12 protein-coding genes are annotated in these 12505 nt (G+C 66.7%); 8 read left to right on the top strand and 4 right to left on the bottom strand.

The window, feature by feature from the left end; all coding sequences use genetic code 11:
- The 6 genes from F790_RS14185 to F790_RS0107935 form a co-directional block, all read left to right on the top strand.
- Positions 1 to 132, top strand: a 132-nt coding sequence (locus F790_RS14185; RefSeq protein WP_255349451.1) for a flagellin, incomplete at its 5' end; no start/stop codon positions are given.
- A 406-nt stretch (positions 133 to 538) separates the two neighbouring features.
- Entirely contained in the window at positions 539 to 1744 is a 1206-nt protein-coding gene (locus tag F790_RS0107955) for a flagellin (protein ID WP_026332898.1), read from the top strand.
- A gap of 69 nt (positions 1745 to 1813) precedes the next feature.
- Entirely contained in the window at positions 1814 to 2266 is a 453-nt protein-coding gene (locus tag F790_RS14945; protein WP_081647418.1) for a flagellar protein FlaG, read from the top strand.
- 283 nt (positions 2267 to 2549) lie between these two features.
- The gene (gene fliD / locus F790_RS0107945; RefSeq protein ID WP_019591310.1) at positions 2550 to 3869 is read left to right on the top strand and encodes a flagellar filament capping protein FliD; all 1320 of its coding nucleotides are present in this window, start codon (positions 2550 to 2552) and stop codon (positions 3867 to 3869) included.
- Between the two features lie 70 nt (positions 3870 to 3939).
- Entirely contained in the window at positions 3940 to 4362 is a 423-nt protein-coding gene (gene fliS / locus F790_RS0107940; RefSeq protein WP_019021942.1) for a flagellar export chaperone FliS, read from the top strand.
- Between the two features lie 5 nt (positions 4363 to 4367).
- Complete coding sequence (locus tag F790_RS0107935) at positions 4368 to 4691, top strand: flagellar protein FliT (RefSeq protein WP_019590292.1); 324 nt, start codon at positions 4368 to 4370, stop codon at positions 4689 to 4691.
- On the opposite strand, the gene F790_RS0107930 is transcribed toward F790_RS0107935, so the two are convergent.
- On the bottom strand, positions 4630 to 6885 hold the full coding sequence (locus F790_RS0107930) for a bifunctional (p)ppGpp synthetase/guanosine-3',5'-bis(diphosphate) 3'-pyrophosphohydrolase (protein WP_019591309.1): 2256 nt from the start codon (positions 6883 to 6885) through the stop codon (positions 4630 to 4632). The two genes, F790_RS0107935 and F790_RS0107930, sit on opposite strands and share 62 nt — an antisense overlap.
- Before the next feature lie 86 nt (positions 6886 to 6971).
- Between F790_RS0107930 and F790_RS0107925 the strand changes: the two genes are divergently transcribed.
- Entirely contained in the window at positions 6972 to 7808 is an 837-nt protein-coding gene (locus tag F790_RS0107925) for an alpha/beta hydrolase (RefSeq protein WP_019021945.1), read from the top strand.
- Between the two features lie 53 nt (positions 7809 to 7861).
- Entirely contained in the window at positions 7862 to 8167 is a 306-nt protein-coding gene (locus F790_RS0107920) for a hypothetical protein (protein ID WP_019590289.1), read from the top strand.
- On the opposite strand, the gene F790_RS0107915 is transcribed toward F790_RS0107920, so the two are convergent.
- The 3 genes from F790_RS0107915 to trpB form a co-directional block, all read right to left on the bottom strand.
- Positions 8142 to 9365, bottom strand: coding sequence for a bifunctional alpha/beta hydrolase/OsmC family protein (locus tag F790_RS0107915; RefSeq protein WP_019591308.1), 1224 nt, complete (start codon positions 9363 to 9365; stop codon positions 8142 to 8144). The genes F790_RS0107920 and F790_RS0107915 overlap by 26 nt on opposite strands.
- Positions 9366 to 9505: 140 nt before the next feature.
- The gene (locus tag F790_RS0107910) at positions 9506 to 11140 is read right to left on the bottom strand and encodes a BCCT family transporter (protein ID WP_019591307.1); all 1635 of its coding nucleotides are present in this window, start codon (positions 11138 to 11140) and stop codon (positions 9506 to 9508) included.
- Positions 11141 to 11215: 75 nt separating this feature from the next.
- Entirely contained in the window at positions 11216 to 12421 is a 1206-nt protein-coding gene (trpB, locus tag F790_RS0107905; protein WP_019591306.1) for a tryptophan synthase subunit beta, read from the bottom strand.
- Positions 12422 to 12505: the final 84 nt, after the last annotated feature.

The following is a 12505-nucleotide window of genomic DNA, read 5'->3' as shown; positions in this document are numbered from 1 at the left end:
CGGATCCGGGATGCGGACTTTGCCGCGGAGACGGCGGAGCTGACCCGGGCGCAGGTGCTGCAGCAGGCGGGGACCTCGGTGCTGTCGCAGGCGAATGCGGTGCCGCAGAACGTGCTGGGTCTGCTGCAGTAAGGCGGAGGTTTCCTCCGGGCCCGTGTTGCGGGCCATCCCGGGGCCCGTCCCGAGTGATCGGGGTGGGCCTTTTTGCGTTGTGGGGTGATCTCGGGGGCGGTAGTCCGGGCGGGTGCGTTTTCGCGCGCGAGCGCGCTCCCACGGGGTGGCGGGGTTCGGGATATGGGATCCGGCTGTGTGATGGATTGCGGGGATTTTTTGGCGGCGGCAGGTAGTTGCCGCCGGGATCGGCCAGAATCCGGGTAAAGGGATTTGCGGCGCGACATGGTGCGGCGCAGCGGGGCGGAAAAAATTTGCCGCTGGGGCTAAAGGTTCTTGCCCGTCGGCCGTTACCGCCAGCAGGAGCGGAAATGTTTCCGCACGGTTGGCCCCCGTAATGGGGCTGTCATGGCAAGAGGAAAAGACCATGTCGCAAGTCATCAACACCAACATCCTTTCGCTGAATGCCCAGCGGAACCTGAATGTCTCGCAGAACGCCCTGTCGCAGTCGCTGGAGCGTCTGTCATCGGGTCTTCGCATCAACAGTGCGAAGGACGATGCGGCCGGACTGGCCATCTCGGAACGTTTCACCAGCCAGATCAATGGCCTCAATCAGGCGGTGCGCAACTCGAATGACGGCATCTCGTTCGCGCAGACGGCCGAGGGGGCGCTGAACACCATTGGCGACGCGCTGCAGCGTGCGCGCGAGCTCGCGGTGCAGGCGGCGAACGACACCAACTCGGCGTCGGACCGTCAGGCGATCAACGACGAGGTCCAGCAGCTGATGGAGGAGGTCAGCCGTGTGGCCAACTCGGCGGAGTTCAACGGTGGCCGCATCCTGGATGGCACGGTGGAGGACCTGTTCTTCCAGGTAGGGGCAAACCAGGGGCAGACCATCGCAGTGAGTGGCGTGGATGCGCGTACGTCGCAGCTGGGCACGACCGAGGTCGTCGGCGAAGACGGCCTGACGCAGGAACAGATCTCCGAAGGGTTTGAATCGATCAGCGATATCACGATCACGGGCGACGCGTTCGACGCCATCGTGGTGGATCTGGATGGCGCCGAGACGCTGGAGGATGTGGTCCGCCTGGTGAACGCGGAGATCGCCGATGAAGCGGCCGGCGGGGATGACAATGCGGCGGCGGTGGCGGACGCCAACCTGCAGGCCGCCCTGCGGGTGGACAATGAAGGCAACACGACCATCGCGATTACCTCGCAGTTCGGCACCGAAAACCTGGGCGTGACCGGCGGGGACATTGATCTGGACGGAGATGGAGATGGGGATGTCGATCTGTTTGCCGGAGCAACGGCCGAAAACGTAACCCTGAACGACATCGACGTGACGACGCGCGAGACCGCGACGCAGGCGATGGGCGCGCTGGATGGTGCGCTGACCGAGGTGAACTCGCTGCGTGCGGAGCTGGGTGCGGTGCAGACGCGCTTCGAGAGCACCATTTCCAACCTGGAAATCAGCGCGGAAAACCTGTCGGATGCGCGTTCGCGGATCCGGGATGCGGACTTCGCCGCGGAGACGGCGGAGCTGACCCGGGCGCAGGTGCTGCAGCAGGCCGGGATCGCCGTGCTGTCGCAGGCCAATGCGGTGCCGCAGAACGTGCTGGGGCTTCTGCAGTAAACTCTCACTGACCACGACGCTGGAAGGATTCGGGCATGAGGCCCGGGTCCTTCCACGGAGGGCTGCCATATGACGGATATGATCAACAACAGCATGCCGGGCGCCGGGGGCTACACGCCGAATACCCGCTCCGGGGAATCCGGGGGCGGGCGTGCTGACGGGCGCGGTTCGGAAGCTCCGGGGGGTGGCGCTGTCGAGCGGAAGGGAGCTGCCGCCCCGGCGAGCGAGAGCGGGCCGGAACGGCAGGGGTCTTCCGGTAGCGAGAGGCGGGAGGTCGCTGAACCGGTGGAGGCCTCCGACCTCGAGCCGGTGGTCGAATCGATCAACGCCTATCTGCAGAACAGTCAGCGAACCCTGGAGTTCAGTGTGGATGATTCCACCGGGCGCACTGTCATCACGGTGATGGATGGCGAAAGCGACGAGATCATCCGCCAGATCCCGCCGGAGCAGATGCTAGTCCTGGCGGAGCATTTCGAGAACGAACGGGCGCTTGGCGGCACGGGATTTGTCGACAAGGCCTGAGCGGTGCGGGCCGGGCGGCATCGTTCTTGCTGCGTCGAAGGCGTTATTGCGCTGGCCCGGTCCTTGTAGGAGCGCGCTTGCGCGCGAATGTGGATGTGGGGGCCACATGGTGGTCGTTTTCGCGGCTAAAGCCGCTCCTACAGTGACTCTTCTCATTCGAGGATGACCCGCGGGGGCAGGCTTGGGTCCATAATGATTCATCCGCTCAAGTTTTCGGCAGAAGGGCCGTTAACCTGGTCAGAAACGACGGGACACCCGCGCAGCGGGCAGGAAGGTAACGATCATGGCCATCAGTTCTCTCGGTGTCGGTTCCGGGCTGGATCTAAATCAGATCGTGGGCGATCTGGTGAACTCGCAGCGCGCGCCGCGCGAGGCCCGGCTGAACGAACGCGAGGAACGCATCGAGGCGGAGATCTCCGCCTACGGGCAGATCAGCAACACCATGGACGGGATCGGTTCGGCCGTGTCGAGTCTGGCCGAGTTCGAGCCCGAGCAGTCGGTGTCGCTGACGAACGACGATGTGGCCAGTGTGTTCGTCACCGGCGATGCACCGAACGGGGAGTTCGACCTGGAGGTCAATCAGCTGGCCCGGGCGCAGACGGTGGCCTCCGATTCCGGGCTGTTCGAGGAGTCGAGCGACGACGTCGGGTCCGGGACTTTTACCATCCAGGTGGGCGACGGTGATGAGGTGTCCATCGAGGTGGAGGACGGTGACTCCCTGCGTGATCTGCGCAATGCGATCAACGATGCGGATGCGGGCGTGAATGCCTCCATCGTGAACGACGGCGACGGCCCGCGCCTGACGATGACCGCCGAGCGCACCGGTGCGGAGAACACGATCTCGGTGACCGTGGACGGTGATGCGGATCTGCAGCGTCTGGAGAACCAGACCGAGATGGTGCAGGCCCAGGATGCCGAGGCCGTGATCAACGGGATGGCCATCACCAGCCCGAGCAACACGCTGGAGGACACCATCGAGGGCCTGTCCATCGACCTGGAAGCTGAAGGTTCCACGCGGGTCTCGATCAGCGAAGACCGAGGCGCACTGCGCAATCAGCTGGAGTCGTTCGTCGAGGCCTACAACAGCATGATCGGTGAGGTCCGGGAACTGACGAGTTACGACGTCGAGGAAGACGAGGCCTCGGTGCTGACCGGGGATTCCACCGTGCGCAGTGCACGCAGCCGCCTGAGCAATGCGTTGATCGAACGCTCGTCGGTAGAAGGCATCAACAACCAGACCTTCGCGGATCTCGGCATCACGACTCAGCGTGACGGGACGCTGCAGTTCGATACCCAGCGGTTCGATGATGCGATGGAGCGTGAGGGCTTCGACGACATCGCCGCGGCGGTGCGCGACCTGGCCGGCGGGGTGGACGATACCCTCGAGAGCATTACCGGGCGCGAGGGTCTGTTCCAGGTCCGCCAGGACGGGTTGCAGAACGAGCAGTCGCGGGTGGATGACCAGCGTGAACGGCTGGATGACCGGATCGAACGGCTGGAGGCCCGCCTGGTGCGCCAGTTCTCCAGCATGGATACGGCCGTGGCCCAGATGCAGCAGACAGGGGATTACCTGCAGCAGCAGCTGGCCGGTATGGGACAGTAACAGAACGATCCATCGATGATTGGCAGGCGGTGCCGCAAAGGTGCCGTCCGGTTTCCGAACGGAGGCGAGCATGTACGGCATGAACACGAGAAAGAACGTCGATTCCTACCGCCAGGCGGGCATGCTGTCCGAGGTGCAGGTCGCGGATCCGCACCGTCTGGTGCAGATGTTGTTCGAGGGGGCGCTGGAGCGGATCGCGGTGGCCAAGGGTGCGATGAAGGCGGGCAATATCGCTTACAAGGGCGAGCGTATCGGCAAGGCGATCGACATCATCGACTCCCTGCGCTCGATGCTGGATGACAAGCACAATCCGGAGCTGGCCGAGCGTCTGGCCGCGCTGTATTCCTACATGATGCGCCGCCTGACCGAGGCCAACCTGCACAACGATCCGGAACGGCTGGACGAGGTGTCGAAGCTGCTGCGCGAGATCAAGGCAGGCTGGGACGAGATCCCGCCGGAATACCGCAACGCGTCCGCATCTCGCGCCAGCTGACCGTCTTGGACCCTCGTTCGCTGGCGAGTGCGCTGGATGATGTCCTGGGCCGCCTGCAGGCGGCCCGGGATGCCGAGGACTGGGAATCCCTGCCCGCGCTCGACGAGGAAGCGCGGGCGCTGATCCAGCGTGCCACGGTGAGCAGCGGAGACCGCCCTCCGGCGGGCGCCGAGACCGACGTGCGCGCGGCGCTGGAGCGGTTGTCCGAGTTCTATGCGGCCACGGTGCCGGGGCTGGCCGAACGGCGCTCCGAGACCGCGCGCGAGATCAAGGGCCTGCGTCAGGGCCAGCGGGCGGTGGGGGCGTATCAGAACACCCGCCGGGGCTGACCCGGCGCACCTCGTAGACGTTATCCAGTGAATGCAGGCGGTCGAACAGGCCGCTCAGCTCGCCCAGGTCGGAGACCTCCGCCTCCAGCTCCATGCGCACGCTGCGATCTGCCGGATCGGTCTGCGTGTTGACCCGCAGCAGATTGATCCCGCTCTGCGAGAACACCCCGCCGACCTCGGCGAACAGGCCGGCGCGGTCCTGCGCTTCCAGCTCCAGCGACACGATTTCGGTTTCGGGTTCATCGCCCCAGCTGACCGGTATCAGGCGTGCGCGCTTGTCCTCCGGCAGGTGGAGGATGTTGGGGCAGTCGTCGCGGTGCACGGAGACACCGGCGCCGCGGGTGATGAAGCCGATGATCGGGTCCCCGGGCTGCGGGTCGCAGCACTGCGCGCGGGTGGTGAGCAGACCGCCGACCCCGCGGATGCGGATGTCCTCGGCGTTGTGCTCCGCGGCGTCGCCATCGCGGCGGCCCTCGCGGCGACGGGGGCTCGGCGCGGCGGGCGCCTCCTCGCGGGTCTTGTCGCGTTCGCGGCGCTCGCGGATCATCTGCGCCAGGCGTCCGGCGATCTGTCCCGTGGTGATGTCGCCGGCGCCCAGCGCGATCATCAGCTCGTCGAACCCGGGGTATTTCATCTGCCGCGCGAGTTCGTCGCGGTCGAGATCGGGGATGCGTTCGTGCAGTCCGAGACGCTGGCATTCGCGGTCGAACAGCTGCTTGCCGGTGGCGAGGTGCTCGTCCTGATGCTGCTGGCGGAACCAGGTGCGCACCTTGGCCCGCGCCCGGGAGGTGTTGAGATAGCCGAGGTTGGGGTTGAGCCAGTCGCGGCTGGGGCCGCCCTCGCGCGTGGTGAGGACCTCGACGCGTTCGCCGGAGCGCAGGCGGTAGGTGAGCGGGACGATGCGCCCGTCGACCTTGGCGCCGCGGCAGCGGTGGCCCACCTCGGTGTGCACGGCGTAGGCGAAATCCAGCGGCGTGGCGCCCTGGGCGAGGTCCAGCACGTCGCCCTGCGGGGTCAGTACGAACACGCGCTGGTGCAGCGGCTCGCTCTGGATCTCGTCGAGCAGGTTCTGGTCGGAGCCGTCGTTCTCCAGTAGCTGGCGCAGCGAGGTGATGGCCTGGTTCAGGGCGCGATCCTCGCGTCCGCCTTCCTTGTAGCGCCAGTGGGCGGCGACCCCGAGTTCGGCGAACTCGTCCATCTCGCGGGTGCGGATCTGCACTTCCACGACTTTGCCCTCCGGTCCCACCACCGCGGTGTGCAGGGACTGGTAGCCGTTGTCCTTGGGGTTGGCGATGTAGTCGTCGAACTCGCCGGGCAGGTGGCGCCAGTGGTTGTGCACCACGCCCAGCACGGTGTAGCAGGTCGCCAGCCGGTCGACGATCACGCGCGTGGCGCGCAGGTCGTACAGCTCGGACAGCGAGGTGTTCTTGCGTTGCATCTTCTTCCAGATGCTGTAGATGTGCTTGGGCCGGCCGAACACCCGGGCCTCGATCCCCGCATCGGCCAGGTGCTTTTCCAGCATCCGGGTGAAGCGGGCGACGTATTCCTCGCGCTCGGTGCGGTTCTCCTCCAGCCCGCGCGCGATATCGCGGTAGGTCTCCGGTTCGAGGATGCGCAGCGAGAGATCTTCCATCTCCCACTTGAGCTGGCCCACGCCCAGCCGGTTGGCCAGCGGGGCGATCACGTCCAGGGTCTCCTGTGCCAGCGCGCGGGCACTGGCGTCGGGTTCCTTGACCACCAGGCGCAGGTGCTGCACGCGGAACGCCAGCTTGATCAGCACCGCGCGCACGTCGTCGACCATGGCCATCAGCATGCGGCGCAGGCGCTCGGCCTGTTCGGGCCGGCCGGCCGGGGTCTCGAAGCGGCGGCGGACCAGTGCGGAGACGTTCTCGGTGAGCTGCGCGACGCGTTCGCCGTAGTCCCGGCGCAGGGCCTTTGCGTCGGCGTGGCCAGCGAGAAAGACCGGGACCAGCAGGGTGGCGATCAGGGTCTGACGGTCGACGTTGAGGTGGCGCAGGATCTCGGCGACATCCAGCGCATGCGCCTCCAGACCGGCGGCGTCAACCGACTCCAGCGCGCGGTCCAGTGCGGAGGCGAGGGCATCGTCCGGGGCGGTGTCGCCGGCCAGACGCTGTAGCAGCCGGTCACGATCCAGGCCGAGGAGTTCGGTGTTGGTCAGCAGGGAATGGCGCATCGCGAGGACCGTGTCGGGCGCGGGGATGAGACGCGCCCATTGTACCCGAGTTGCGCAGGGCGACGGGGATGTTCAGGATCATGGGCATGGCCAATGTGATCCGGTTCCTGATCCTGCTCGCGACGGGTTACGCCGTGCTGGTGGCGACCGTCTATCTGACCCAGGACCGCCTGATTTACATGCCCTCGCGTGACGTGACCTCCACGCCCGCGGACGCCGGGCTGGACTTCGAGGAGGTGTGGCTGGAGCCGGAGGCGGACGTGCGCCTGCACGGCTGGTATCTGCCGGGGCCGGAGGAGGATGCCCCGGTGCTGCTGTTCTTCCATGGCAATGCGGGCAACATCGGGCATCGCCTGCATTCGCTGCAGCGGTTCCACGAGGTGGGGCTCGCGGTGCTGATCATCGATTATCGCGGCTACGGCCGTTCCTCGGGCCGGCCGGATGCGCCGGGGCTGCACGCCGACGCCGAGGCCGCCTGGGACTATCTGCGCGAGGAACGCGGCTACGCGACGGAGGACATCGTGGTGTTCGGCCGCTCGCTGGGGGCGGCGGTGGCGGCGCGCCTGGCGGCGGAGCGCGAACCCGGTGCGGTGATCCTGGAGTCCGCGTTCACTTCGGCGGCGGATCTGGGGGCGGAGATCTACCCGTTCCTGCCGGTACGCTGGCTGATCCGCCATCCGTATCCGGTCCTCGAACATGTCCGGCGCCTGGAAGCCCCGCTGCTGCTGGTGCATGCGCGCGAGGACGAGATCGTGCCCTTCGAGCATGCGCGCCGCCTGCAGGCGGCGGCCCCGGGCACCCCGCCGATCCTGGGCCTGTGCGGCGGCCACAACGACGGCTTCCTGCGGTCCGGGTCGCTTTACACCCGCGGGTTGCAGGATTTCCTCGCCGCGGCCGGCCTGCTGCGTGGCGGAACGCCCTGAGGTCGCGCCGGGTCCATCACGATTCACCACTACTTGCTGCACGGGAGAAAGCCATGAAAGCACTGCTGATCGATGCCGAAAAACAGTCCATCGAACCGATCGAGATCGGCGGACGGGAAGACCTGCCCGGACTGATCGGATACGAAACCCTCGAGGCGGATACGATCGGCCCCGAAGGCGACACCCTGTTCTTCGACGAGGAATGTTTCCTGCGCGGAACCGCCGGTCGCTTCCAGATTGACAGCATCATTCCGGTGTCCGGCCGGGGCGTGGTGGTCGGTTCCTCCGATGGCGGCACGACTCTGCAGGATGTCGTCTCCGACGTGGACAGCCTCAGCGCGCGTCTGAAGTACCTGTAGACCGTTCCCGGGTCTCCACCTGCACCTCGCCGTGCAGGGTGCGGTGTACCGGACAGCGATCGGCGATCTGCAGCATGCGTTCGCGCTGTTTCGCATCCAGGTCGCCCTCGATGGTGATCTCGCGGGTGATGCGGTCGACCGGGCCGTTCTCGCCCTTGAGTTTCTCGTGCTGCAGATGCACCCGGACGCGTTCCAGCGGCAGCTGCTTGTGCGCGGCGTACATGCGCAGGGTCATGCTGGTGCAGGCCCCCAGCGACGCCAGCAGTAGCTCGTAGGGGTTCGGGCCGGTGCCATCGCCGCCGACGTCCGGCGGTTCGTCGGCCAGGAAGTGATGCGGGCCGATGCGGACGTCCTGCTGGTACTGGCCGTCGCCGGTCTCCTCGACCGTCACTGCGGTCCCGTCGCCGGGCGCGTCCGCGTCCGCCGAATCCCCTCGTTCTTCGCCGATATAGCGTGTGCCCCAGGCGGCGACCAGTCCGGCCACGTATTCGGCGTCGGCCGGATTGAGCAGGGTGTGGTCGGCATCGTCCAGTGACACGAAGCTCTTTGGATGGCGCGCCGTCTCGAAGATGCGCCGCGCCGCGTCCACCGACACCACCGTGTCGCCCGGAGCGTGCAGGATCATCAGCGGCCGGTCGAGGTCGCGGATGCGTTCGGCCTGGGTCTGGCTGCGCAGGTCCTCGACGAACTCCCGCCGGATACGGAACGGGCGGCCGGCGAGGTTCACCGTCGCCTCGCCTTCGGTCTCGATGGTCTCTAGCGCCTCGCCGAAGTGGTCCAGCACGCTGTCGGCCTCGAACGGGGCGGCGATGGTGGCGACCGCGCGGCATTCTGGAATCCGACCGGCGACGCCCAGTACCGCCGCGCCGCCCAGGCTGTGGCCAACCAGCAGGGCGGGGGCGGCCTCTCGCCCGCGCAGGTAGTCGGCCGCGGCCAGCAGGTCCTCCAGATTGGAGGAGAAGCCGCTGTTGGCGAAGTCGCCCTCGCTGTCGCCCAGTCCGGTGAAATCGAACCTCAGCGTCGCGATCCCGGCCTCGGCCAGCCCGCGGGCGATGCGGTTGGCGGCGCGATTGTCCTTGCCGCAGGTAAAGCAGTGGGCGAACAGGGCCCAGGCCCGTACGGGCCCGGTGGGGCGGTCGATGCGCCCGGCCAGCATCTGGCCCTGGTGGCCCGGAAATTCGACGCGTTCTCGGCGCATGCTGCGGCCTCCTGTATCCGTGCCGGGATCCGCCCGGATGTCGGCCGGATCCCGGAAAACAAAAAACCCGCCGGAAGGCGCTCCCGGCGGGTGGCCCGGCCCGCTCCGGAAGACGGAGCGGGCAGTGGAGCAGGCCGGTCCTACGCCTTGCCGGCTGCTTCGGCCTCGGCGATCCGGATCAGCTTCAGCTCGTGGAACAGCCCCATCAGCAGGCTGACCGACATGACCAGAAGCACGATCATGAACGGCAGACCGGTGCTGACGGCTCCGGCCTGGAGGGCCGACAGGGCGGCGGCTCCGCCCACGGCCAGCAGTACGGCGGCGATCAGGCCCTCGACGGTGGCCCAGAACAGGCGCTGGGACTGCGGGGCGTCGGTCTTGCCGCCGGAGGTGATGCTGTCGATGACCAGCGAACCGGAGTCCGAGGAGGTCACGAAGAACACCAGCACCAGCACCACGGCCAGGAACGAGGTGAGCGCGGCCAGCGGCAGGTTCTGCAGCATCTGGAACAGCGCCAGCGAGGAGTCGGTGATGCCCTCGTCGGCCAGCGCGCCGATGCCTTCGCGCACTTGATCGATGCCGGTACCGCCGAACACGCTCATCCAGATGACGGTGACCAGCGTGGGTACGATCAGCACGGCGGTGACGAACTGGCGCACCGTACGGCCGCGCGAGACGCGCGCGATGAACATGCCGACGAACGGCGACCAGGAGATCCACCACGCCCAGAAGAAGATCGTCCAGCTGTGGTAGAAGGTCTCGTCCTCACGCCCGACCGGGTTGCTCAGCGGGATGATGTACTGGGCATAGGCCGAGAGCGTGGTGCCGGTGTTGGCGAGGAAGGCGATGAAGCCGCCGAAGATCATCACGAACAGCATGAGCAGCCCGGCGACGATCAGGTTGAGGTTGCTCAGCACCTTCACCCCGCCGTCGATGCCGCGCATGACCGAGAGCAGGGCGATCACGGTGATGCCGATGATCACCGCCAGCTGCGTGCCCAGTCCGCCGTCGATGCCGTCGAACAGGAAGTCCAGGCCGGAGGCCGCCTGCTGCGCCCCCAGACCCAGCGAGGTGGCGAGACCGAACAGCGTGGCCAGCACCGCCAGGGTGTCGATCACGTGGCCGAACGGGCCCCAGACGCGCTCGCCCAGGATCGGGTAGAACGCCGAACGGATGGTCAGCGGCAGCCCCTTGTTGTAGGCGAAGAAGGCCAGCGCGAGGCCGACGATGGCGTAGACCGCCCAGGGATGCAGACCCCAGTGATACATGGTGGCGCCCAGCGCGGCTTGCTTGGAGGCCTCGGTGCCGCCTTCGATCCCCAGCGGGGTGCCGAACCATTCGGTGAAGTAGCCCACGGGTTCCGCCACGGCCCAGAACATCAGGCCGATGCCCATGCCCGCGGCGAACAGCATGGAGAACCAGGACAGCACGCCGAAATCGGGTTTGGCGTCCTGGCCGCCGATACGGATGCGGCCGATCGGGAGGAGGATCAGGGCGAGGGCGAAGAGGACGAACAGGTTGCCGGCCGAGAGGAACAGCCAGTCGAAGGTTTCCTGGATCCAGGTCTGGGTGGCGCCGAGGCTGTCATTCGCCTGTTCCGGGAAGACCAGGGCGCCGATCACGAACAGCAGGATCAGTGCGGCACTGACCACGAAAACCGGGTTGTGGAGATCCAGTCCGAGAGGGTTGATGTTCTGCTCACCGATCTCGTGATCGGTGTCGTAGGCCTTTTCCAGCTCTTCTTTTTGCTTTTGCAGATCGTCGTTGTCGCTCACCCCGATACCTCCCTTGTTTGGTGATAGTGGGATGATTGCACGTCCGGGGCGGAAGCCTCAATGCGTGCGCTGTTTTCATTCCGCCCGGCCATGACCGAAGGTGCGTGCCACGTAGTCGATGTCCTTGTCGCCGCGCCCGGAAAGGTTCACCAGTACGGTGCTGCCCGGGTGCTCGCGCGCGTGCTCCACCGCCCAGGCGACTGCATGGGCGCTCTCCAGGGCGGGGATGATGCCTTCGGTCCGCGACAGGCGGTAAAAGGCATCCAGAGTCTCGTCATCGCCGATGGCGTGATAGGCGACCCGCCCGGTGGTCTTCAGATACGAGTGTTCGGGGCCGACCCCGGGGTAGTCCAGCCCGGAGGCGATCGAATGCACCGGGGCCGGGTTGCCCTCGTTGTCGGTCAGCAGCATGCACTTGAAGCCGTGCAGCATCCCCGGTTTGCCGAAGGTCATGGTGGCGGAATGCTGTCCCGGTTCGCTGCCGCGACCCAGCGGCTCCACACCGTTGAGCTGCACCTCGGGATCATCGATGAAACCGGCGAACATGCCCATTGCGTTGGACCCGCCCCCCACGCAGGCAACCACCTGTTCCGGCAGCTGGCCGTCGGTCAGTTCCTGATACTGCTCGCGCGCCTCGATCCCCACCACCGACTGGAAGTTGCGCACCATCAGCGGGAACGGGTGCGGGCCGACCACCGAGCCGATCGCGAACAGGGCCTCGTCGGCCTGCGAGAGATACGACTGGAACGCGGAGTCCACCGCTTCCTTGAGGCTGCGCCCGCCGAAAGATACCGGGACGACCTCCGCCCCCATCAGCTTCATGCGGGTGACGTTGGGCGCTTCCTTTTCGATGTCGATCTCGCCCATGTGGATCTCGCATTCCATGCCGAAGCAGGCCGCCGCAGTGGCCAGGGCCACGCCGTGCTGGCCGGCGCCGGTCTCCGCGATCAGCTTCTTCTTGCCCATGTGGCGCGCGAGAAGGGCCTCGCCCATGCAGTGATTGAGCTTGTGTGCCCCGGAGTGGTTGAGGTCCTCGCGCTTGAGGTAGATATGCGCGCCGGCCTCGCGGCTGAGGTTGCGCGCGTAGTAGACCGGGGTGGGGCGGCCCTGGTAATGCCGGCGGATGTAGCGAAGTTCCTGCAGGAAGTCCGCCGACAGCGCCAGCTGACGCCAGGCGCGCTCGATCTCGGCGAAATGGGATTCGAGTTCCGGTGGCAGGAAGGCGCCGCCAAAATCACCGAAATAGCCTTCGGCATTCGGAAAGTCCTTGAGGTACGACATGGCAGTCTCGTGGCCGGGGGCGGCGTGGGCCGCCGTGGATCTCCGTGAGAGGGCCTATCATCGTAGTTGCCGCTCGTGCGGACA

It is taken from the genome of Thioalkalivibrio sp. ALE20 (assembly GCF_000381405.1).
Taxonomy (GTDB): domain Bacteria; phylum Pseudomonadota; class Gammaproteobacteria; order Ectothiorhodospirales; family Ectothiorhodospiraceae; genus Thioalkalivibrio.
Note: the sequence above shows the minus strand (reverse complement) of the source record. Positions and strands in the feature narration are given on the sequence as shown.

Excerpts from the sequence above, each read along its gene's own strand:
- trpB (WP_019591306.1), bottom strand. The coding sequence starts at position 12,421 with ATGTCGTACCTCAAGGACTTTCCGAATGCCGAAGGCTATTTCGGTGAT.
- F790_RS0107930 (WP_019591309.1), bottom strand. The coding sequence starts at position 6,885 with ATGCGCCATTCCCTGCTGACCAACACCGAACTCCTCGGCCTGGATCGT.
- F790_RS0107920 (WP_019590289.1), top strand. The coding sequence starts at position 7,862 with ATGAAAGCACTGCTGATCGATGCCGAAAAACAGTCCATCGAACCGATC.
- fliS (WP_019021942.1), top strand. The coding sequence starts at position 3,940 with ATGTACGGCATGAACACGAGAAAGAACGTCGATTCCTACCGCCAGGCG.
- F790_RS14945 (WP_081647418.1), top strand. The coding sequence starts at position 1,814 with ATGACGGATATGATCAACAACAGCATGCCGGGCGCCGGGGGCTACACG.
- F790_RS0107955 (WP_026332898.1), top strand. The coding sequence starts at position 539 with ATGTCGCAAGTCATCAACACCAACATCCTTTCGCTGAATGCCCAGCGG.
- fliD (WP_019591310.1), top strand. The coding sequence starts at position 2,550 with ATGGCCATCAGTTCTCTCGGTGTCGGTTCCGGGCTGGATCTAAATCAG.
- F790_RS0107925 (WP_019021945.1), top strand. The coding sequence starts at position 6,972 with ATGGCCAATGTGATCCGGTTCCTGATCCTGCTCGCGACGGGTTACGCC.
- F790_RS0107915 (WP_019591308.1), bottom strand. The coding sequence starts at position 9,365 with ATGCGCCGAGAACGCGTCGAATTTCCGGGCCACCAGGGCCAGATGCTG.